The sequence below is a fragment of the Serratia sp. OLAL2 genome (assembly GCF_002752475.1).
Lineage (GTDB): Bacteria > Pseudomonadota > Gammaproteobacteria > Enterobacterales > Enterobacteriaceae > Serratia > Serratia bockelmannii.
This window is the reverse complement of sequence record NZ_MSTL01000018.1, coordinates 132,504-154,052: the sequence shown is the minus strand read 5'-3', so window position 1 is coordinate 154,052 and position 21,549 is coordinate 132,504. Positions and strand designations below refer to the sequence as shown.

Annotated in this window: 23 protein-coding genes; 9 read left to right on the top strand and 14 right to left on the bottom strand. The window is 57.0% G+C overall.

The features are described 5' to 3' along the window. Positions 1–81: 81 nt before the first annotated feature. Positions 82–399 (top strand): antibiotic biosynthesis monooxygenase, encoded by a 318-nt coding sequence (locus tag BVU99_RS14235; RefSeq protein ID WP_025303104.1) that lies wholly within the window; start codon positions 82–84, stop codon positions 397–399. Between the two features lie 45 nt (positions 400–444). Here the strand turns inward: BVU99_RS14235 and zinT are convergent, their stop codons facing one another. After that, positions 445–1,095, bottom strand: coding sequence for a metal-binding protein ZinT (zinT, locus tag BVU99_RS14230; RefSeq protein WP_025303105.1), 651 nt, complete (start codon positions 1,093–1,095; stop codon positions 445–447). Positions 1,096–1,391: 296 nt separating this feature from the next. On the opposite strand from zinT, the gene BVU99_RS14225 reads away from it, so the two are divergent. Continuing rightward, entirely contained in the window at positions 1,392–2,927 is a 1,536-nt protein-coding gene (locus BVU99_RS14225) for a SpoVR family protein (protein WP_025303106.1), read from the top strand. A 60-nt stretch (positions 2,928–2,987) separates the two neighbouring features. Here the strand turns inward: BVU99_RS14225 and fadR are convergent, their stop codons facing one another. After that, the gene (fadR, locus tag BVU99_RS14220; RefSeq protein WP_025303107.1) at positions 2,988–3,707 is read right to left on the bottom strand and encodes a fatty acid metabolism transcriptional regulator FadR; all 720 of its coding nucleotides are present in this window, start codon (positions 3,705–3,707) and stop codon (positions 2,988–2,990) included. 242 nt (positions 3,708–3,949) lie between these two features. On the opposite strand from fadR, the gene nhaB reads away from it, so the two are divergent. From nhaB to BVU99_RS14205, 3 genes are all read left to right on the top strand, one after another. Continuing rightward, complete coding sequence (gene nhaB, locus BVU99_RS14215; protein ID WP_025303108.1) at positions 3,950–5,515, top strand: sodium/proton antiporter NhaB; 1,566 nt, start codon at positions 3,950–3,952, stop codon at positions 5,513–5,515. 119 nt (positions 5,516–5,634) lie between these two features. Then, positions 5,635–6,165: a disulfide bond formation protein DsbB gene (gene dsbB, locus BVU99_RS14210; RefSeq protein WP_004932277.1), complete on the top strand. Its 531-nt coding sequence runs from the start codon at positions 5,635–5,637 to the stop codon at positions 6,163–6,165. A 692-nt stretch (positions 6,166–6,857) separates the two neighbouring features. Continuing rightward, the gene (locus BVU99_RS14205) at positions 6,858–7,619 is read left to right on the top strand and encodes an aspartyl/asparaginyl beta-hydroxylase domain-containing protein (RefSeq protein WP_043143013.1); all 762 of its coding nucleotides are present in this window, start codon (positions 6,858–6,860) and stop codon (positions 7,617–7,619) included. 120 nt (positions 7,620–7,739) lie between these two features. Here the strand turns inward: BVU99_RS14205 and BVU99_RS14200 are convergent, their stop codons facing one another. The 4 genes from BVU99_RS14200 to BVU99_RS14185 form a co-directional block, all read right to left on the bottom strand. Next, positions 7,740–8,186, bottom strand: a complete 447-nt coding sequence (locus BVU99_RS14200; protein ID WP_025303110.1) for a YcgN family cysteine cluster protein — start codon at positions 8,184–8,186, stop codon at positions 7,740–7,742. Positions 8,187–8,308: 122 nt separating this feature from the next. Next, a complete protein-coding gene (locus tag BVU99_RS14195) occupies positions 8,309–8,965 on the bottom strand; it encodes a fumarylacetoacetate hydrolase family protein (RefSeq protein WP_004932286.1) in 657 nt (218 codons plus the stop codon). Positions 8,966–9,023: 58 nt separating this feature from the next. Further along, complete coding sequence (locus tag BVU99_RS14190; protein ID WP_225735592.1) at positions 9,024–9,986, bottom strand: lytic murein transglycosylase; 963 nt, start codon at positions 9,984–9,986, stop codon at positions 9,024–9,026. A gap of 88 nt (positions 9,987–10,074) precedes the next feature. Then, positions 10,075–10,347 carry a YcgL domain-containing protein gene (locus BVU99_RS14185; RefSeq protein ID WP_025303112.1) on the bottom strand — a complete coding sequence of 91 codons (273 nt, stop codon included), beginning with the start codon at positions 10,345–10,347 and terminating at the stop codon, positions 10,075–10,077. Between the two features lie 136 nt (positions 10,348–10,483). Between BVU99_RS14185 and minC the strand changes: the two genes are divergently transcribed. From minC to minE, 3 genes are read left to right on the top strand one after another with little or no spacing between them, the layout of a single operon-like run. Continuing rightward, entirely contained in the window at positions 10,484–11,179 is a 696-nt protein-coding gene (minC, locus tag BVU99_RS14180) for a septum site-determining protein MinC (protein WP_025303113.1), read from the top strand. A gap of 25 nt (positions 11,180–11,204) precedes the next feature. Further along, positions 11,205–12,017 carry a septum site-determining protein MinD gene (minD, locus tag BVU99_RS14175; protein ID WP_016927452.1) on the top strand — a complete coding sequence of 271 codons (813 nt, stop codon included), beginning with the start codon at positions 11,205–11,207 and terminating at the stop codon, positions 12,015–12,017. Between the two features lie 3 nt (positions 12,018–12,020). Then, positions 12,021–12,290 (top strand): cell division topological specificity factor MinE, encoded by a 270-nt coding sequence (gene minE / locus BVU99_RS14170; RefSeq protein ID WP_004932303.1) that lies wholly within the window; start codon positions 12,021–12,023, stop codon positions 12,288–12,290. 237 nt (positions 12,291–12,527) lie between these two features. Here the strand turns inward: minE and rnd are convergent, their stop codons facing one another. The 5 genes from rnd to BVU99_RS14145 form a co-directional block, all read right to left on the bottom strand. Next, on the bottom strand, positions 12,528–13,649 hold the full coding sequence (gene rnd, locus BVU99_RS14165; protein WP_025303114.1) for a ribonuclease D: 1,122 nt from the start codon (positions 13,647–13,649) through the stop codon (positions 12,528–12,530). Between the two features lie 81 nt (positions 13,650–13,730). Next, positions 13,731–15,419, bottom strand: a complete 1,689-nt coding sequence (fadD, locus tag BVU99_RS14160) for a long-chain-fatty-acid--CoA ligase FadD (RefSeq protein ID WP_025303115.1) — start codon at positions 15,417–15,419, stop codon at positions 13,731–13,733. A gap of 209 nt (positions 15,420–15,628) precedes the next feature. Next, positions 15,629–16,219, bottom strand: a complete 591-nt coding sequence (locus BVU99_RS14155; protein WP_099817282.1) for a Slp family lipoprotein — start codon at positions 16,217–16,219, stop codon at positions 15,629–15,631. A 100-nt stretch (positions 16,220–16,319) separates the two neighbouring features. Further along, positions 16,320–17,021 (bottom strand): tRNA (adenosine(37)-N6)-threonylcarbamoyltransferase complex dimerization subunit type 1 TsaB, encoded by a 702-nt coding sequence (tsaB, locus tag BVU99_RS14150; RefSeq protein WP_025303116.1) that lies wholly within the window; start codon positions 17,019–17,021, stop codon positions 16,320–16,322. 79 nt (positions 17,022–17,100) lie between these two features. Further along, positions 17,101–19,017: an ATP-dependent DNA helicase gene (locus BVU99_RS14145; RefSeq protein ID WP_004932318.1), complete on the bottom strand. Its 1,917-nt coding sequence runs from the start codon at positions 19,015–19,017 to the stop codon at positions 17,101–17,103. A gap of 133 nt (positions 19,018–19,150) precedes the next feature. Between BVU99_RS14145 and BVU99_RS14140 the strand changes: the two genes are divergently transcribed. After that, entirely contained in the window at positions 19,151–19,495 is a 345-nt protein-coding gene (locus BVU99_RS14140) for a RidA family protein (protein ID WP_025303117.1), read from the top strand. A gap of 61 nt (positions 19,496–19,556) precedes the next feature. On the opposite strand, the gene mdtI is transcribed toward BVU99_RS14140, so the two are convergent. From mdtI to BVU99_RS14125, 3 genes are all read right to left on the bottom strand, one after another. Next, positions 19,557–19,886 carry a multidrug/spermidine efflux SMR transporter subunit MdtI gene (gene mdtI / locus BVU99_RS14135; protein WP_016927446.1) on the bottom strand — a complete coding sequence of 110 codons (330 nt, stop codon included), beginning with the start codon at positions 19,884–19,886 and terminating at the stop codon, positions 19,557–19,559. Then, positions 19,873–20,241 (bottom strand): multidrug/spermidine efflux SMR transporter subunit MdtJ, encoded by a 369-nt coding sequence (gene mdtJ / locus BVU99_RS14130; RefSeq protein ID WP_025303118.1) that lies wholly within the window; start codon positions 20,239–20,241, stop codon positions 19,873–19,875. The genes mdtI and mdtJ overlap by 14 nt, the downstream gene beginning before the upstream one ends. A gap of 552 nt (positions 20,242–20,793) precedes the next feature. After that, positions 20,794–21,435: a bifunctional 4-hydroxy-2-oxoglutarate aldolase/2-dehydro-3-deoxy-phosphogluconate aldolase gene (locus tag BVU99_RS14125; protein ID WP_025303119.1), complete on the bottom strand. Its 642-nt coding sequence runs from the start codon at positions 21,433–21,435 to the stop codon at positions 20,794–20,796. Positions 21,436–21,549 lie beyond the last annotated feature (114 nt).

The following is a 21,549-nucleotide window of genomic DNA, read 5'->3' as shown; positions in this document are numbered from 1 at the left end:
TGAACGCTGCAGCACGATATGAACGTTAACGCCAGAAGCAACGCCTAAAGTTCACACTGTCGCTATCGTGGAGAACGCCTTATGTTCATCGCCATCTACCAATTTTCAGTCAAAACCGGGCACGAACACGCCTTTCGCCAGGCCTGGCTTGAATTGACCCAAGGTATCTATCTGCAGCGCGGCAGCCTGGGCTCGCGCCTGCATCAGGATGTGAGCGGGCAGTTTATCGGCTATGCGCAATGGCCAAGCCGAGTCGCATGGGAAAGCGCCGGTGATATTCAGTTGGATGAACGCTACCGGCAAGCCCGGGAACGAATGCGTGCGACCTTGCTGGCGGATAAAACGCTGTTTGAAATGGAAGTGACGGACGATTATCTGCAAGTCAGACCGTTTGACTGAGGACAAGCCCACCTAAGCGGGCTTGGGATCGCGGGAGCGGGGGAATCAATGATGCAGCATCTCGTCCACGACTTCTTTGGTCTGCAGTTGGAATGGGTAGTAAGTCGGCCAATTATCCATTTCTTTCAGCAACGCTTCCTGCGAGGTGTTGCCCATAAAGATATGGAAATGTGCCGATTTGCGCGGGCCGATAATGTGATCGCTGAACTGCACGAATTTCGGCGCCAGGCTGCCGGCTTCCTGGCATTCGAACAGATAACGCACGCCCTTTTTACCAGAGACATAGGTCAGGATCTTATGCCCGGCGTACTTATACTGACAAGCGCTGGCTTGGTCGCCGCGGTGAAACTCCATGACGCCGTTTTCAATGCCGATAGTATCCACATCGGTGGCGTACCCTTTACGGTAATACGCCTTCACTTCTGCGAAGGTCTTGCTCTTATCCTGCGCCGCTTTCTTCTTGAACACCGGATCGAGATCCCCATTGAGCAGGTAAGGGTACACGGATTGCCACACACCCTCCCAATCCGCCAGGTCGCGATCTTTGACGTCCTTATCGTCGAACACGCCCGCCTCGGCCTTTTTTTCCACTTCCGTCAGCGGCTTGCCATGTGAATGATGCCCGTGGGCAAACGCCTGCCCGCTGATAAACAGCGCTGCCAGCGCCACCGCCACTTTGCCAAAATGCCTCGCCAAAATGCGCTCCTTGTCCGTTATTGAGAAAATTAAAAGTTACAATATAACATAACAATTTTCAATCCCTGTCGTACAACAGGCATGTGTTGCACGCCCTTGCCGCAGGGCTATACTCGGAGAAGACGCGCGGTGCTGTGCCGCCTTCTGCCAGGACGGGCGTCGAATTGAGCGCCGTTCGCGCCTTTGCGTACCGGCATTTTTATTTCACTGATTTGCAATGATTAATTATGACTTGAACTATGCTTGTTACAGGGTCTGCCGTTTGAGCAAGACCCGTGAATAATGAGGGTGCGCTGATGACTACTTCAACACATGAAAAGGTTAAGGATGATAAACGTCTGAGCGATGGACCGGACTGGACGTTCGAACTGCTGCAGGTGTATTTGGAGCAGATCGACCGCGTCGCCAAGCATTACCGGCTCGACACCTACCCCCATCAGATCGAGGTGATCACCTCCGAGCAGATGATGGACGCCTATTCGAGCGTCGGCATGCCGATCAACTATACCCATTGGTCCTTCGGCAAGAAGTTCATCGAAACCGAACAGCGCTACAAACAGGGCCAGCAAGGGCTGGCGTATGAAATCGTCATCAACTCCAATCCCTGCATCGCCTACCTGATGGAGGAGAACACCATCACCATGCAGGCGCTGGTGATGGCACACGCCTGCTATGGCCACAACTCGTTCTTCAAGAATAACTATCTGTTCCGCAGCTGGACCGACGCCAGTTCCATCGTCGATTATCTGTTGTTCGCCCGTCACTACATCAGCCAGTGCGAAGAACGCTACGGCGTAGAAGAAGTGGAACGGTTGCTGGACTCCTGCCACGCACTGATGAGCTACGGCGTCGACAGGTACAAACGCCCGCAGAAAATCTCCTTGGTGGAAGAAAAAGCGCGCCAGAAAAGCCGCGAAGAATATCTGCAAAGCCAGGTGAACACGCTGTGGAAGACCCTGCCACGCGTCGAGCGCGAAGAGTCGCCGGAGCAGGCTCGTCGCTATCCAAGCGAACCGCAGGAAAATATCCTCTATTTTATCGAGAAGAACGCACCGCTACTGGAACCTTGGCAGCGTGAGGTGTTACGCATCGTGCGCAAAGTCAGCCAGTATTTCTACCCGCAAAAACAGACTCAGGTGATGAACGAGGGCTGGGCCACCTTCTGGCACTACACCATCCTCAACCATTTGTACGACGAGGGCCGTGTGACCGAGCGGTTTATGCTGGAGTTTTTACACAGCCACACCAACGTGGTGTATCAGCCGCCTTACAACAGCCCGTACTATAACGGCATCAACCCTTATGCACTGGGCTTCGCCATGTTCCAGGACATCAAGCGCATCTGCCAATCACCGACCGAGGAAGACCGCTACTGGTTCCCGGACATCGCCGGAAAAGACTGGTTGGAGACACTGCACTTCGCCATGCGCGACTTCAAGGACGAGAGCTTTATCAGCCAGTTCCTGTCGCCCAAAGTGATGCGCGACTTCCGCTTGTTCACCGTGCTGGACGACGATCGCAACAACTATCTGGAAATTGCCGCGATCCACAACGAGGCCGGCTACCGGGCGATCCGTCAGGAGCTGTCTGCACAATACAACCTGAGCAATCACGAGCCGAACATTCAGATCTGGAACGTGGACCTGCGCGGCGACCGCTCGCTAACATTGCGTTATATCCCACAGGAGCGTGCGCCGTTGGATAAAAGCCGTCGCGACGTGTTGAAGCACCTGCACCGCCTGTGGGGCTTCGACGTGATCCTAGAACAGCAAAACGAAGACGGCAGCGTGGAGCTGCTCGATCGGTGCCCGCCGCGACCAACGCCGCTGTAATCCGCCATAACGACAAAGGGCGCCAAAATGGCGCCCTTTCTTAATTTCATTAATACGCAATCAGCGACGCGCTTCGGTCAGATCGCTCGGCATGGTGCCCTGCATGCTCTGCCAAATAGCCCCGCTGTCTTTACCGTAGTTGCGCACGGTGTCCATCACCTGGTCGTACAGCTTCTCATGGCACAGCGTGGACAGCTTGCTGTAGAAGGTCAGCGCCAGCTTACGCGCTTCCGGGTTGGAGAAGTAGTAACGGCCCACGCGGGTGTACAGCCCTTTCAGGCCGTTGAAAATCAAGCCGTAGATCGGGTTGCCAGAAGCGAACGCCAAACCACGGAAGATCTCGTAATCGAGCAGATTGAACGCGTCTGCCTGATCTTCTACCTCGGCGGCTTTCGCCAGCACTTCCTGGGCCTGTTCCGGATGATTGCGCACCGCGGCGCGAATAAAGATCGACGCGATATTGGTGCGCACGGACAGCAGGTTATCGATCAGCTGCGGGACGCTTTTGTGATCGAGACGGGCTACGGTCTCAAGGATATTGAGGCCGGACGTTTCCCAAAAATTGTTCACTTTGGTCGGTTTGCCATGCTGAATGGTCAACCAACCATCGCGGGCCAGACGTTGCAACACTTCACGTAACGTAGTGCGCGTGACGCCAATCAACTCCGAAAGCTCACGCTCCGCGGGCAAAATAGAGCCAGGGGGGAAGCGATTATTCCAAATACTCTCAATAATGTACTCTTCCGCGAAACCGGCAGGACTCTGCGCCTTTATGACCATGTGTTTGACGTTCCGTTGCGACGATAAAATCAGTAAAAGTAATCAGCTCATCATACCAGATCGTGCTGACATGACATAGCGTGAGCGAAAAACAATAAACGAAAGTGTGCATAAAGTGGCAAAAAACGCGCAAAAACACCGGCCGAAGGAAATTTGCCGCCGTAAAACAAGCTCCGGTTGCGCACGCCCCCACCGCATTGTTAGGGTACGTGCTACGACTGATTAAGGATGCATAGAGGACAATGGAAACAACCCTGCGCAGCGCCCTGCTCAAAAATTTTCTGGGGCAATCTCCCGACTGGTACAAACTGACCATTCTCATTTTTCTGGCGATCAACCCCCTGGTGTTCTTTTTCGCCAGCCCGTTTATTGCGGGTTGGCTGCTGGTGGTCGAGTTCATCTTTACCCTGGCGATGGCGCTGAAATGCTACCCGTTGCTGCCGGGCGGCCTGCTGGCGCTAGAGGCCGTGGCCATCGGCATGACCAGCCCGGCGCAGGTTTCGCAGGAAATCGAACATAATCTGGAAGTGTTGCTGCTGCTGATCTTTATGGTGGCAGGCATCTACTTTATGAAGCAGCTGCTGCTGTTCGTGTTCACCAAGCTGCTGCTCAACATCCGTTCGAAAACGCTGCTGTCGCTGGCGTTTTGCCTGGCCGCCGCCTTCCTTTCTGCCTTCCTCGACGCGCTGACGGTCGTGGCGGTAGTGATCAGCGTGGCCACCGGTTTCTATTCCATCTATCACAACGTGACGTCAAACCGCCCTGACGGCGACATTGGCGATGACAGTGATTTTACCGGCGAAGAGCGCAAACAGACGCTGGAGCAATTCCGCGCCTTTCTGCGCAGCCTGCTGATGCACGCCGGCGTCGGCACCGCGCTCGGCGGGGTCATGACCATGGTGGGCGAGCCGCAAAACCTGATTATCGCCAAAAACGCGGGCTGGGGTTTTATCGATTTCTTCCTGCGTATGGCGCCGGTCACGCTGCCGGTGTTGGTGTGCGGCCTGCTGGTGTGTTGGCTGGTAGAACGTTTTCGCCTGTTTGGCTACGGCGCGCAATTGCCGGGAGCGGTGCGCGACGTGCTGAAAGAGTATGACCGCAAGGCCAGCGCAGGCCGTAGCAAACAAGAACGGCTTAAATTGGTGATGCAGGCGCTGATCGGCGTTTGGCTGGTGCTGGCGTTGGCCTTCCATCTGGCAGAAGTTGGGCTGATCGGCCTGTCGGTCATCGTTCTCGCCACCTCCCTGTGCGGCGTGAATGACGAGCACGCCATCGGCAAAGCGTTCCAGGAAGCGCTGCCATTCACCGCTCTGCTGACGGTGTTCTTCACCGTGGTCGCAGTGATCATCGAACAGCACCTGTTCAGCCCGGTGATCCAGTTTGTGCTGCGCGCCGAGCCCTCCTCTCAGCTTTCGCTGTTCTACCTGTTCAACGGCCTGCTGTCGTCGGTTTCCGACAACGTGTTCGTCGGCACCGTTTACATCAACGAGGCGCGCACCGCGCTGGAAACCGGCGCGATCGGGCTGAAGCAGTTCGAGCTGCTGGCGGTCGCCATCAATACCGGCACCAACCTGCCCTCGGTCGCCACCCCTAATGGGCAGGCGGCGTTTCTGTTCCTGCTGACGTCGGCATTGGCGCCGCTGGTGCGTCTGTCGTATGGCCGCATGGTCTGGATGGCCCTGCCTTATACGGTGGTGTTGACGGTAGTTGGCCTGCTGTGCGTCCAATTCACTTTGGAGCCGGCGACCGAGCTGTTGACGCAGTGGCATTGGCTGACGCTGCCGCCCATCGACACCGTCAGCCACTGAGACGGCGCCGGCAGGGTGAACCGATATTTTTACGCTGAAACCGGCCCAAGTGGCTGGCAGCGAGGGGGAATTGGTTTACACTGCCGGTTCAATTGCTTACTGCATGGAAGAATCTAGATATGTTGCAATTCTTTAACCGCTGTTCACAAGGACGCGGCGCCTGGCTGCTGATGGCCCTGACAGCGTTGGTGTTGGAACTGGTCGCGCTCTATTTCCAGCACGTTATGCTGCTGCAGCCGTGCGTGATGTGCATTTACGAGCGTTGCGCGCTATTCGGCATCCTCGGCGCCTCGTTGGTAGGCGCTATCGCGCCGAAAACCCCGCTGCGCTACGCGGCGATCTTGCTGTGGATCTACAGCGCCTGGGAAGGCGTACAGCTGGCGTGGAAGCACACCATGATCCAGTTGCATCCTTCGCCATTCAATACCTGCGATTTCTTCGTCAGCTTCCCGTCCTGGCTGCCGCTGGACAAATGGTTGCCGGCGGTGTTCCACGCTTCCGGTGACTGTTCCGTGCGTCAATGGCAGTTCCTGACGCTGGAAATGCCACAATGGCTGGTTGGTATCTTCGGCGCCTATCTGCTGGTGGCGCTGATTGTACTGATCGCACAGTTTGTCCGCCCACGCCGCCGCGATCTGTTCGGCCGCTGAACGGCAGACAAACAAAAAACGGCGCCACCTGGCGCCGTTTTTTTAGGGTATTACTGTCAAATTCAGAGATAACCCCATTTCAGGTATGTGTAAGGAAGTAAACGAGCACGATTAGCGCTCCAGCTACGGCAAACAGACGGACCATTTTCATTGTTATGCTCTCGAACTTGCGGGAGAGCGGCCAAATTACCCAACTTATCGTTTAAAAAGAAGCATCCCGGCTCAGTTCAGCACGTAATTTACATAACATTAAACTTCTGCAATACCGGCGGCTAAAACCGGCCCTTCCTTTCAACCTTCGAGCATCAATAAATTACCGTTACTTATGAACGACTGCGCCTTTGTCACATTCAGAGCACAATATTTTGGTGAAGTTTACCCATAAAATCCTTATAGTATCGGCAACGTGAGTACTACCGATTTCCCTGGTGTTGTTGTGTGTCTTGCCCCTCATCTTTGCAGGGGCTTTTTTCCCCCTATCCCCCATCACGCAACCCCTTACCCGCCTTAAATAAATTGTTGGAATTTCCCTCTATCCGGCACCAAGCATCAACGCCATTCGCGCATTAAAGATTAAAATCGTTCGCGATGCTTTCCCTATGCTGAATGACGTGTTGACTTTCACCCTTTCTTCCTGTGAGCCAGGCTTTGGCTGACTACTGCACATCATATGACATCAAGGACACGATACTATGCCGGATACCACATTGCCCCCTTCGTCTCAGCGCCCGTTCCTGCGGCGCATGCTGCTCAAAGCAGGGAAAAAATTCCTGCGCTGGAACGGCGATTTTCAGACTCGCCATTCGCTGATCTCCACCACACCGCGGATCGGTAATCATGAATTTAATTGGGTCACGGCGCTGGAAGCCCGTTGGCCTGCCATTCGCGAGGAGTTGGATCGGTTGCTGGAGCACCCGGAGGATATCCCCGCGTTCCACCAAATATCACCGGATCAGCAACGCATCTCCAAAGGGGATAATTGGAAAACCTTCGGGCTGTTTGTCTACGGGCAGCGGGTTGATGAGAACTGCGCCATTTGCCCGCAGACCGCACAGGCGGTCAGCGAGATCCCCGGCATGCGCACCGCCATGTTTTCGATCCTTAAGCCGCACTATCACATCGTCCCCCACAAAGGCCCGACTCGTGCCGTGGTGCGCGCGCATTTGGGATTAATCGTGCCAAAGGATCGGGAAAAGCTCTGGATCCGCGTTGACGACCAAATTCTGCACTGGGATGAAGGCAAGGTGATTTTGTTTGATGATTCCTACGAACACGAGGTTCGCAATGATACCGACGAACTGCGCGCTGTGCTGTTTCTCGATATCGACCGGCCAATGGACAAAGTAGGTACGGCGGTGAATAAACTGCTGTTCAGCCTGATCAAAGCCAGCCCGTATGTGAAGCAGCCGCTGAAAAATCTGGCTAACTGGCATCGCCGCGACAAAAAAGCGTGAAATGGCGGCTTATGCCATGAGCCCCACACCCGGTGGTTAGCTCAATAACGCAGAGGGCGGCATGTCTGAACACGCCGCCCTCTTGCATGAAAACGCGTATTGCTCTGCAGGCGCCCGCCTTTATCTGGCCCAGTCCGGCTTGTTAAGGATATGGTCCTGCCAGTCCACCACCTCGCTTTCACGCACCGCGATATGCCGCACCGTAATGCGCTCGCCATGCATTGCCGCCTTGGAACCGCTCAGCAGCGGATGCCAGGGGAACAGCGGCTTGCCTTCACCGATCAGGCGATAGGCGCAGGTCGGCGGCAACCACTCGAAGGTGGTGAGATTCTCGCGCGTCAATTTGATGCAGTCTTCTTCCAGCTCGAAGCGCCGCTCATAGTTACGGCATTGGCAGGATTTGATGTTGAGCTGGTTGCAGGCTACGTTGGTAAAATAAATCTCGTCGGTATCTTCGTCGATCAGCTTATTCAAACAGCATTGCCCGCACCCGTCGCACAGCGATTCCCACTCTTGTTCTGACATTTCCGCCAGCGTTTTCTGTTGCCAAAAAGCGAGTTGTGACATGTTAGCGTCCGGTTTCGGTAAATGGATAAGTCACCTGCGCACAGGTTCGAGGGGGGACTATATAGACATTTTAGCCACAAGATGCAAGCTTTGCCGCCGACACCGCCGGCGGCAAGGAGAAATCAGATCACCCGGGTGCTGAGCGTTTTGCCGTTCAGGCTGATTTTCAGCATATCGCCGGAAGCCATCGGGCCCACGCCCTGCGGCGTGCCGGTCAGGATAATGTCGCCGGCGCGCAGCGTGAAGAAACGGCTCATATAGCTGATTAGCGGCAGGATCGGCGTGATCATGTCGCGCGTATTGCCCTGCTGGCGCAGTTGATCGTTGACGGTCAACGACAGCTCGGCGTTTTGCGGATCGCCGAATTCCGCCACCGGAATAAACCCCGACATCGGGCAGGAACCGTCGAAGGCCTTGGCCTTTTCCCACGGTTGGCCGGCTTTTTTAAAGCCCGCCTGCAAATCGCGCAACGTCAGATCGAGCGCCACACCGTAGCCGGCGATCGCCCGCGCAACGCGGTCTTCGTTGGCCTGTTTCAACGGCGTGCCGATCAGTACCGCCAGCTCCACCTCATGATGCACCGCACCGAACTCTTTGGGGATGGCCACCGGCTGACGAATATCGCACAGCGCCGTTTCCGGTTTGATGAATACCACCGGCTCGACGGAAACCGCGCTGCCCATTTCCTTGATGTGATCGGCATAGTTACTGCCGACGCAAACCACCTTGTTCACCGGGAAATCGAGCAGCGAACCCTGCCAGTCTCTATGTTGATACATACCGCTTCTCCCAAACTGTAGAGGCTTGGCGCGCCAAGCCGATTATTGGTGTGCCGGATCAATGTCCGATCGCGTCCGCCATCATACCCACGGCGATAGCGAAATAGTAAGAGCGATTCCAGTGCATGAGGGTGCGGAAATTATCATAGACCAGGAACGTCCGGCCCTGCAGATCATCCGGCGCAATGATCCAACCGCGCTGAACGGCATGCGGCAACGCACTGCCATCCGCACGACGTACCCCGCGTTGTTGCCAGGCGTTGACGCTGCGCGCTTGCGCGTCTTTCAACCCCAGCTCGGCCCGATTGAAACCGGCGGGCAGTTTGACCTCACGCCCCCAGCCGATGCCGGGCTGCCAGCCCTCTTTGGACAAATAACTGGCCGTAGACGCGAAGACATCATCAATGTTGTTCCAGATATCGATGCGCCCGTCACCGTCACCGTCCGCCGCATAGCGCAGGAAAGAGCTCGGCATAAACTGGCATTGCCCCATCGCGCCGGCCCAGGAACCTTTCAGCGGTGTATCGCCGACGTGCCCCTGCTCGACTATCTGCAGTGCCGCCATCAGCTCCTGGCTGAAAAAGGCTTCGCGGCGCCCTTCAAACGCCAGCGTCGCCAGCGCGGACACCACATCTTCCCGCCCCTGAATCTTGCCGTAGGCGCTCTCCATGCCCCACAGCGCGATGATATAGCGCCCCGGCACCCGGTAGCGCTCGCCGGCGCGCGTCCATTGCGCGTGGCGCTGCCGGTACAGTTCGCGCCCCTGGCGCACTTTAACGGGCGTCATCACCCGCCGCAGATAGTCGTCCAGGGTTACCTTCTGCTCCGGCTGATTGCGATCGGCCTTGATCACCCGATCGACGAAATGGATTTGCGCAAAGGCGCGGTCGAGGGTGGCCTGACTGATGCCCTGCTCCCGCGCCCGGCGCTTGAGCTGTTCGACATACGCCGGGAACTGCGCCGGATCCCGGCCGCTCGTCGCCAGCGTCGTCTCCTGCGCCGCCTGCGCTGCGCCCGGCATCAGCACCCCGCCCAACGTCAGCCAGGCGGCCAATACAATTCTTCTTGCCGAAGGTGTCATCGCGCCTCCCCTGGCCGTGGCCACTGTCTCAGGCCTTGTCGCCCGCCAGATGCTGGTTGAGCAGGTTTTCTACCGGCGGCGGGAACTGCAGGTAATAGCCTTCGTCTTTCAACGCCTGCTTCACCTTTTCGATATCCGCCGAGGCCAATTTCTTGCGCTCATCGAGCGACAGCATCATGGCGAATTGCGGTACACCGAAACTTTTCAGCAGCGCTTCCGGCACACGAGAGAAATCGTCTTTTTTTTCGACATAAAGATAAGTTTGATCGCGTTTCGGGCTTCTATAGATCACACAAAGCATTTTTTTAACTCTATTTAATTGAGGGAGCGTCTTGCCTGGATATAACTCTGACTATAACATGCTTATAGTACATCGGAATATCGCACCCCGAGTGGTATTCCGGGGATTTAAAGTTGCTGAGACTGAGTCAGGATAGATGTCACAATCGCCAATTGAGCTAAAAGGCAGCAGTTTTACCCTATCGGTTGTTCATTTGCATAATTCACAGCCCGAGGTAATACGTCAGGCGTTACAGGAAAAAGTTGAGCAAGCGCCCGCTTTTCTGAAAAACGCCCCTGTTGTTATCAACGTCGCAACGCTGGAAGGCGATGCGAACTGGAAAGAACTTCAACAGGCTGTCGCGGCAGCAGGCCTGCGCGTTGTGGGTATCAGCGGTTGCAGAGATGAGCGTCAAAAGCGCGCGATAGCCCGTGCCGGGCTGCCGCTGCTGAGCGAAGGCAAAGGCCAGAAGATGGCTGCGCCGGAGCCTGCACCTGCGCCCGTGGTGGCGGATAACGCCCCCGCCAAAACGCGCATCATCAGTACGCCTGTCCGTTCCGGCCAACAGATTTACGCCCGCAACTGCGATCTTATCGTGACCAGCAGCGTCAGCGCCGGCGCCGAATTGATTGCCGATGGCAATATTCATGTCTACGGCATGATGCGCGGTCGCGCACTGGCAGGCGCGTCAGGCGACACGCAATGTCAGATTTTTTGCACCCACCTGGCGGCTGAGCTAGTCTCTATCGCAGGGCAGTACTGGTTGAGCGACCAAATCCCGTCCGATTACGTCGGGCAGGCCGTACGACTCAGCCTGTTGGATAACGCTTTAACCATACAACCTTTAAATTAAGCCCTTTTGACAAGGAATCCATTTCATGGCACGCATTATTGTTGTTACATCGGGTAAAGGGGGCGTTGGCAAGACCACTTCGAGCGCGGCCATCGCTACCGGCCTGGCCCAGAAAGGCAAGAAAACCGTCGTGATCGATTTCGATATCGGCCTGCGTAATCTTGACCTGATTATGGGCTGCGAACGTCGGGTAGTGTATGATTTCGTGAACGTGATTCAGGGCGATGCCACGCTGAATCAGGCGTTGATCAAAGACAAACGCACTGAAAACCTCTATATCCTGCCGGCTTCGCAGACGCGCGACAAAGACGCGTTGACCCGCGAAGGCGTTGAAAAAATCCTCAACGATCTCGGCGAGATGGATTTTGACTTCGTGGTGTGCGATTCACCGGCCGGTATCGAAACCGGTGCGCTGATGGCGCTGTATTTCGCCGACGAAGCTATCATCACCACCAACCCGGAAGTGTCTTCGGTACGCGACTCTGACCGTATCCTGGGTATCCTCTCTTCCAAGTCACGCCGCGCCGAGAAAGGCGAATCGCCAATCAAGGAACACCTGCTGCTGACCCGTTACAACCCGGGCCGCGTCAGCCGTGGCGACATGCTGAGCATGGAAGACGTGCTTGAAATTCTGCGCATTCCGCTGGTGGGTGTGATCCCGGAAGACCAGTCCGTGCTGCGCGCTTCCAACCAGGGTGAGCCTGTCATTCTGGATGCCGAGTCAGACGCCGGTAAGGCGTACGACGATACCGTTTGCCGCTTGTTGGGGGAAGAACGCCCATTCCGCTTCATTGAAGAAGAGAAGAAGGGTTTCCTGAAACGCCTTTTTGGGGGATAAACCATGGCCTTATTAGACTTCTTTCTGTCCCGCAAAAAACAGACAGCCAATATAGCCAAGGAACGGCTGCAGATTATCGTCGCAGAGCGTCGTCGCGGGGACAGTGAGCCCCCGTATCTGCCTGATCTGAAACGCGATATTCTGGCGGTTATTTGCAAATACATTCAGATCGATCCTGAAATGCTGCATGTGCAGTTCGAGCAGAAAGGGGACGATATTTCGGTACTTGAACTTAACGTGACATTACCGGAATCGGAAGAAGCAGCTAAATGATTGCGACGCATTAATTACCCCCTGTATATTTTATGCAGGGGGTAACTGTATGTGTATCCAGTTATTAAGCATTATCGGCAGCAAAAAATTGATTTTTCCCTTTGGGACAATTCCCAATTAACTTTGCCGCCACCTCGTTTAAAGTAAATTCTGGCCAGATTTACCTTCAACGCATTATTTCCTGCCTATATTCACCCGAGCAGAGTTTCCCTACCCTGCCCTGGTGATAACCAGCGATTAATAATCTTTCAGGATGTCCTGCAACGGCGCCATTAATAAATCGCCGCGCCAGCCGCTGATTAATTCAGGGCGACTCTCGCCGTCCTTCAGTTTCCAATGCCAGTTCAACAATTGGTTAATTTGGCGACGGGATGCCAGCAGCTCGCTGCTCAACCCGCTTTGCTCGCTGACGGTAGCGATAGCGGCCTTGATGTCCTTAAACACCTTCTTGTAGCCCGGCTGATCGATAAGGTTAGCCAACGGCGCGGGCAACTCGGACTCCTCCAGCGCTTCGGCTTCGGCCACCAGCGCCAGCAGCGTTTTGCCATGATAACGGATCTCCGGCCCGCTCAGCCCCAGAGAATCCAGTTCTCCCAGCGAAGACGGCATGTAGCGCGCCACCTGCCATAGGTTCTCCTCACGCACCACGAAGTTCACCGCCAGATCGCGCTCGCGCGCCTGGCGCAACCGCCATTCTGCCAACTTCTGCAAACAGCCGAGCTGACGCGGGCGCAGCTGCCAGGCATTGCTGATTTCGCGATAGGCCACTTCCGGCGCCAGCGTCTCGCTACGGCGTTGGCACAGCAGCAGGCACTCGTTATGGGCCGCAGCGGTCCAGCCGGCCTCTTCGGTCTCCTGCACCAGCTGTTTGGCCATCGGCAGCAGGTAGAACACGTCGGCGGCCGCATACACGCACTGTCTTTCGGTCAGCGGGCGCGCCAACCAGTCGGTGCGCGACTCGCTCTTGTCCAGTTCAACCTTCATGTACTCCGCCACCAGCGTCGCAAAACCGCAGGAGAGCGGCCGACCGGTAAAGGCCGCCAGGATCTGGGTGTCGATCATCGGCGTCGGCAGCGTTTTAAAGGCGTTGAGAAACACTTCAAGATCTTCACTGCCGGCATGCAGGAACTTCACCACGGCGGTGTCGGCCAGCAGGTCGACAAACGGCTGCCATTGCTTGATCGGCAGAGGATCGATGAGGGAGAGTTGTTCACCGTCGTAGAGCTGGATCAGGCCCAGCTGAGGATAGTAGGTGCGCGTTCTGACAAACTCGGTGTCCAGCGCAATCTGGGCATGCTTTCTCGCCTGCTCGCAGACCTGCTGCAATCCGGCATCGGTAGTGATCAACTGATAATTCAAAACATCATTCTCTTGTAGGATTCAAACACAACAACGCCGGCATTCACCGGCGTTGTTGATAGTCAGACGCGAAAGCGACACCTAGGCGGCATCGGCCGGCTTCGGCGTTTTTAGCTCATCGCGCAGTTCTCGCCGCAAAATCTTGCCGACGTTCGACTTCGGCAGTTCATCGCGGAACTCAACAATTTTAGGCACTTTATACCCGGTCAGGTGGCGACGGCAATGGGTCAACAGCTCTTCCTTGGTCAGCGAGGCGTCTTTCTTCACCACGCAGATCTTCACCGTTTCACCGGAGGCCTCGCTGGGCACGCCGATTGCCGCACATTCCAGCACTTTCGGGTGCTGGCTGACCACATCTTCAATCTCGTTCGGATACACGTTGAAACCCGAGACCAGGATCATGTCTTTCTTGCGGTCGACGATGCGCACAAATCCCTGATCGTCCACGGTCACCACATCGCCGGTCGCCAGCCAGCCATCTTTAAGCACTTCATCGGTGGCTTCCGGACGCTGCCAATAGCCTAACATAACTTGCGGCCCTTTGACCCACAGTTCGCCCGGTTCGCCCGGCGGCACGTCATGGCCGTTGTCGTCCACCAACCGAATGTCCGTCGACGGCACCGGCAGGCCGATGCTGCCGCTGTAGTGTTTCAGATCGTAAGGGTTACCGGCCACCAGCGGCGCGCACTCGGTCAGACCATAGCCTTCCAGCAGGTGTTTACCGGTGGTTTTCTCCCACTTCTCGGCCACCGCTTTTTGCACCGACATACCGCCGCCGACCGAGAAACGCAGCGTAGAGAAATCGAGTTTGTGGAACTCTTCGTTGTTCAGCAACGCGTTGAACAGCGTATTCACCCCGCTCATGGCGGTGAACGGATATTTACCCAGCTCCTTCACTAGCCCCGGAATATCGCGCGGGTTGGTGATCAGCAAATTGCGCCCGCCCAGATCGATAAACAGCAGGCAGTTCACCGTCAGCGCGAAAATGTGGTATAGCGGCAACGCCGTCACCACCAGTTCCTGCCCTTCACGGAACAGCGGGGAATAAGCGGCCTTGGCCTGCTCAAGGTTGGCCTGCATGTTACGGTGCGTCAGCATCGCGCCCTTCGCCACGCCGGTGGTACCGCCGGTGTATTGCAGGAAAGCCAAATCGCTATTAATGATGTCCGGTTTTACATATTGCAGACGGCGGCCGCGTTGCAGCGCGCTGCGGAATGAAATGGCGTCCGGCAGGTTGTATTTGGGCACCAGGCGCTTGACGTATTTGACCACGAAGTTAACCAGCGTGCCTTTGGCGGCCGAAAGCTGGTCACCCATGCGCGTCAGGATCACGTGTTTGACCTGGGTGTTGAACACCACTTTTTCCAGCGTATGGGCAAAGTTGGAAACGATAACGATGGCGCTGGCCCCGCTATCGTTCAACTGGTGCTCCAGCTCGCGCGGGGTATACAACGGGTTGACGTTGACCACCACCATGCCGGCACGCAGAATGCCGAACAGAGCGATGGGGTATTGCAACAGGTTAGGCATCATCAGCGCGACACGGTCGCCTTTCTTCAGGCCCAGTTCATTTTGCAGGTAAGCCGCGAAAGCCCGGCTGCGTTCTTCCAGTTTGCGGAAGGTCATCACCTCGCCCATGTTGATAAAGGCGGGCTGATCGGCATAACGCTGCACGGCATGCTCAAACATTTCGATCAACGACGAATAGCGATCGGCATCAATCTCTGCGGGCACATCTGCCGGATACCGTTTTAACCAGACCTTATCCAAGGTATTACTCCTGAAATCATTACTAATTATCATCGCAGCCCTCAAACTCGCAGCCTAACCATAACAATATTTTAACTCAGCAGACCAGTTCGGGTTTTAAACATTATTCAGGTTGCGATGTACGTCACTAATTGTCGGATATTCCCTATCCCAAAAAGCAAAAGGGCGGCCTGAGCCGCCCTGTCAAATATGTTCACATCAAGCGTATGCTACTCGGTTACGATGGTTTGCACCTGTGCCGGACCGGGGTTGTACCAGCCATAGCCTGCGGCCCAGCCGGGCCCCCACGGACCACCGCGCCAGCCCCAAGGGCCCATCGGCGCAGGCGGCATCACCACCTGCTGCACCAGATGCCAGCGCTTGAAACCGGTCACGTTCATCGTTACGAAACGATATGGCGTCATGCCGATCCGCCCCTCTTTCAGGCCGGTGATAGGGCCGACGACGGTCACCAGTTGGCCTTTGAAATCGACCGGTTCGAGGAAGCCGTTCACCGTGGCCAGCAAGCGGCCGTTCGACGGTTCACCCAGTATCGGCCGCGCACCGCTGTCGAGCGGCACCGCCGCGATCTCCAGCAGCGTACGCCCTTGTTCGTTGGCGACGTTCACCACAGTGCCGCCGAAGCGGGCTTCCGCGCCAGTAAACAGGTTCGGTGCATTTTGTACCGAGGAAAGCTGAGTCACCGGCGAAGGGCTGGAGCCTTTGATCGCATCCGGTACGGTGACGCACCCGGTCAGAACCAGCGCGCCGCAGGCGACGGCCAGCAGCGACAGCTTTTTACTTGCAGTGCGGATTAACATGGTCGCAATCTCCTGAAATGCCTGTAACTTTGACCGCGTTTCGTCGTTCAAGTTGCAGGCCTTCATCGCCCGGCATCAACAACAGCACAATACGCCGCGATTACTCGCGGCCCGGCAGTTTTTTCCAGGTGACTTCATTGCGCAGATAGGTCGGCTCGGCGTTTTCCACCGCCACCGCCAACCCCTGTTGCCAGGCGTGCAGCGCCAGCGGCAGCATGTCTTGCGCCTGCGGCAGCAGCATTTGGCCGTCACGCACGCTCAGCGTAGAACCGTTGACCAGGTCGGGATAGGTTTGCCAGCCGGTGCCGACGTGGGCCCATTCGCCCTGCAGGCGCTGTGCACGCTCGAGCGCCTGCGCCGGCGACAGCACCGCCTCGCCTTCGCTTTCCAACCAGCTGCCGTCCACTTGGCGTTCGAACTGCCCCCAGTAGACTTCCCCCATGCGCGCATCGATCGCTGCCAGCACGCGCGCCGCGCCGCTGACGCGCCAGGCGCCCTGCGCCATGGTTTGCAGCGTGGAAATGCCAATCATCGGCAAATCGGCGCCCAGCGCCAGGCCCTGAGCGATGCCGATGCCGATGCGCACCCCGGTAAAACTGCCGGGGCCGCGGCCGAAGGCCAGCGCATCGAGCTGGTTGAGCGCCAGACCGGATTCCGCCAGCACCTGCTGCACCATAGGTAAAATTCGTTGCGTATGCTCGCGTGGGCACAGCTCAAACAGGGCGTGGATTTCGCCTTGATTCCAGACGGCGACGGAACAGGCTTCCGTCGCGGTATCGATCGCTAAAATTCGCGTGGACATGCCAACCTCTGGCGGGAATAAAACTGGGTTTTTCATACAGGGCGCGCATTGTAGCACAGCCCCGTAAGCCCTTCATCTTTCACGTGGCCGACGTATCGGCGGCCTGCAGGAAGGCGATCGCCTGTTTCAGATCGCGGGTACGCGGCGTGGGCGGCAGGCTATTGAGGAACACCTCGCCATAAGGGCGCATCACCAGACGGTTATCGCAAATCACCAGCACGCCACGATCGTCGGTATCGCGGATCAAACGGCCCACCCCCTGTTTCAGGGTGATGACCGCATCCGGTAACTGTACGTCATTGAACGGATCGCCGCCGCGCAGGCGGCAATCTTCAATGCGCGCCTTCAGCAGCGGATCGTCCGGTGAAGTAAACGGCAGCTTATCGATGATGACACACGACAGCGCATCGCCACGCACGTCCACCCCTTCCCAGAAGCTGCTGGTCGCCACCAACAGCGCGTTACCGGCGGCGACGAACTGCGCCAACAGCTGCCCTTTGCTGGTTTCCCCTTGCAATAAGACCGGCAGCGTCATCGTGGCGCGGAACTCTTCCGCCAGCTCGCGCATCATCTGGTGCGATGTGCACAAGAAGAAGCAGCGGCCGTTGTTGGCTTCGATTAATGGGCGCAGCATGCGCGCCAGCTGGCGCGCCCCGCCGGGCTGATTCGGCGAAGGCAAAAAGCGCGGCACGCACAGCAACGCCTGTTTGGCATAGTCGAACGGGCTCGGCAACAGCAGCGTTTTGGCCTTGGTCAGCCCCAGCCGTTCGGTGAAGTGGCCCAACTGATCGTTGACCGACAGCGTGGCCGAGGTAAAGATCCAGCTGCCCGGCTTCTCGTCCAGCATTTCGCGGAAACGATCGGCTACCGTCAGCGGCGTCAGCGCCAGCACGAAGTGGCGCGAATTGCACTCATACCAATAGCTGTAGCCCGGTTCCGTTACCGCCTTGAGGCGTTTGAGACGCGCGCGGTACAGCGTGGCGCGCTCAAAGGCGGCGTCCAGCAGCGCCGAACGCCCCAGCGACAGCTTCATCACGTCATAACACAGCTCCAGCGCGTCATCGAGCAGCAACAGAGCACGCTGCACGTTGGGTTCGCCGAGCACGTCACGCAGATTACCGCGGAACCCCGGTTCTCCCAGATTCAGACGGAAATCTTGCGTGCTCAGGCTGAGACGATCGGCGCTCTTTTGCAGCTGAGCCGCATCGCGCACCTCGGTGCGGTAGGCGATGGTGATGTCCTTCGCCAGATCCAGCAGCTGGCGGCTGGTGAGCTGCTGGCCGAAATACTGGCTGGCGATGTCGGGGATTTGGTGCGCCTCGTCGAAAATCATCACCTCGGCTTCTGGGATCAGCTCGGCGAAACCGCCCTCTTTCACCACCATATCCGCCAGGAACAGGTGATGGTTTACCACCACCACATCTGCATCCATCGCGCGGCGGCGCGCCTTGACCACGAAGCAATCCTGATACAGCGGGCAGTCGCTGCCCAGACAGTTGTCATTGGTGCTGGTCACCAATGGCCAGACGAAGCTGTCCTCCGCCACTTCGCTACAGGTGCTGATATCACCCTCTTTGGTCTGCGACGACCACTTGCGCAGCTGCACCAAATCGATCAGCGTCTGCCCCGCCAGCTCCCCGCCGGCCATCGACTGTTGCTCAAGACGCTCCAGACACAGGTAGTTGGAGCGCCCCTTCAGCAGAGCCAGCTTGCCTTTGTACTTCAACGCCTTGGCGACGGTGGGCAGATCGCGCGCATACAGCTGATCCTGCAGCGCTTTCGAACCGGTGGAGATGATCACTTTGCGATCGGCACGCAGCGCCGGCGCCAGATAAGCGAAGGTTTTGCCGGTGCCGGTGCCGGCTTCCACCACCAGTTCCTGCTTGAAATTGATCGCTTCGGTAACGGCTTGCGCCATCTGCCGCTGCGGCTCACGCGGTTTGAATCCCTTGATAGCCTGCGCCAATGCGCCGTCTGTTGCAAAATCGTCTGTCACGCTGTCTCTCTGCCGGTGTCATTCAGCGGTGATTATGCCAAGCCTGCCGCCCGGCTACCACCCACTTTATCGCCGCGCTTTTTTATCACCGGCTGTGCTACCCTTAGCGCGACTATGATATGGAGATAAGCAAATGAATATCGAAAGAATTGATCCCGATCAGCGCTGGTCCGAAGCCGTAGTGCACAACGAGACCGTTTACTACACCAGCGTGCCAGAGAACCTGGACGACGACGCGACCGCGCAGACCGCCAACGCCCTCGCCGCCATCGACGTGCTGCTGGAACGCGTAGGGTCGGACAAAAGCCGTATTCTGGATGCCACCATTTTCCTGGCCAACAGCGCCGACTTCGCCGCGATGAACGCCGCCTGGGACGCCTGGGTGGTCGCCGGCAGCGCGCCGGTGCGCTGCACGGTGCAGGCGCAGCTGATGAATCCGAAGTACAAGGTGGAAATCAAAATCATCGCCGCGCTGTAAGCCTGAGCGCAGACGAAAAAAACCGCAGACGGCGACGCCTGCGGTTTTTTATTGCCCGCTATCAAGACAGTTTAAGGATCACCATCCCCGTCAGCAACAGCGCCAGGCCAATCCAGCCTTTGGCGTTCAACCGCTGGCCGAACATGATCCAGCCTGCGGCGATGGTGGCGGCGATACCGAAACCACCCCACAGCGCATAGGCGATCGACAGATCGATACCCTTAACCGCCTGCGCCAGGGCGCTGAACGCGCCGAGCACCGACAGCAGCGACAGCAATCCCAGCCAAATTTTACGGAAGCCGTCCGACATCTTCAGGAAGATGTTGGCGATAATTTCCAGCACGATGGCCAGCCCCAGGAACCCAATGTGGTACAACTCAAACTGTTGCATGGTTGTCACCTCGCGGGCTGACCTGTTTTCGCTCTTTGCGGGTACCGGATTTCACCAACATGATGCCGGCGATCAGCGTAGCCAAGCCCAGCACCTTCAGCGCCGAGATCGGCTCGTCGAACCACAGTACGCTGAACAGGGTAATGAACAGAATGCCGATGCCTTCCCACAGCGCATAGGCCACGCCGAGCGCCACGCGTTTTATCGCTACCGACAACAATACATAAGACGCGGTGATCATCACGTACATCACGATATGCCCGATCATGCCGCCATTGACGCTGGCGTATTTCATTGACAAGGTGCCGATGATTTCGGTCATGATGGCCAAACCTAAAAAGATCCAATAAATCATAATTTTTCTCCCAAACGGCGAATAACGCGCGCCAAGGCATATTTATCCCGATTTATCTCGTCGGACGGCCGCAATGCGGCGCGCAAGACGCAGAGATCCCTGGGGATAAACTGACCCAAACGCAAAAAGAATGTTTGCCCGGCTGAACGGTAATGCGAAGGCCTAAGCCCGCTACCAGCACCGGTTAAGGGAGAAAGACGCTATAGCTCGCTGCACCAGTGATGCTCACTGGCAAGGATCGCAGACAGGAAGAGTTGGCACGTAGAGGTTCTGAGGGTAGTTCCGTTAATAGTCATCATAATAGTTCTCTATTATCAGCCGCACACCGTGCGATTTGCCCAATATCCTCATAAAAGTAAAATTTTTAACTGAGATATTTTTACCACAGCCAAAATTAGAAAGCAAACTGCCGTTTTCATAAAAAAGCAGAAAAAAACGGGTTAAAAATAAGAAAGTTAATCGCGATAAAAATTAAAAAAGGCCCAACGGAGCGTTGAGCCTTGCGATATCCGCGGGTGAGCAAATAAGCGCCAATCCCAGGCCTGGCGCGGGTTACAACGCGGCGCCGCTGACCGCGCTGCGCGCCAGTTCAGTGATGCGCGCATAGTCGCCGCTTTCGAGCGCATCGGCCGGCACCAACCAGGAGCCGCCGATGCACAATACGCTTTTTAGCGCCAGATAATCGCGGTAATTGTTCGGCGTAATGCCGCCGGTCGGGCAAAAACGCACCTGGGGGAACGGGCCGCCGATCGCCTGCAGCGCCTTAACGCCGCCGTTGGCTTCCGCCGGGAAGAATTTGAATTCGCGCAGGCCGTAATCCATGCCCAGCATCAGTTCAGATACGGTGCTGATGCCCGGGATCAGCGGGATTGACCCCGCCGTCGCCGCCTGCAGCAAAGCGTCGGTCAGCCCCGGGCTGATGGCGAACTGCGCCCCCGCCTCGGTCACCTCCCGCAGCTGCTGCGGATTGATCACCGTACCGGCGCCGATGATCGCCTCCGGCACCTCTTTGGCGATAGCGCGGATAGCCTCCAGCCCGCAGGCGGTGCGCAGCGTCACCTCCAATACCCGCACGCCGCCGGCAACCAACGCTTTCGCCAGCGGCACCGCCTGCTCCAACTTGTTGATCACGATAACAGGCACCACCGGCCCTGCCGTCAGGATCTGCTCGGCGCTGGTTTTCCAGTTTTTCATCGTTATTTCTCCATGACTCGCGGTTAACAATGGCACGCCCCTGCCACAGGGCTCCGCGCAAGCGCGCGAACGTCCGGCCGTACCGTAAGTGATGTGGCCCACGCGCAGATCGCA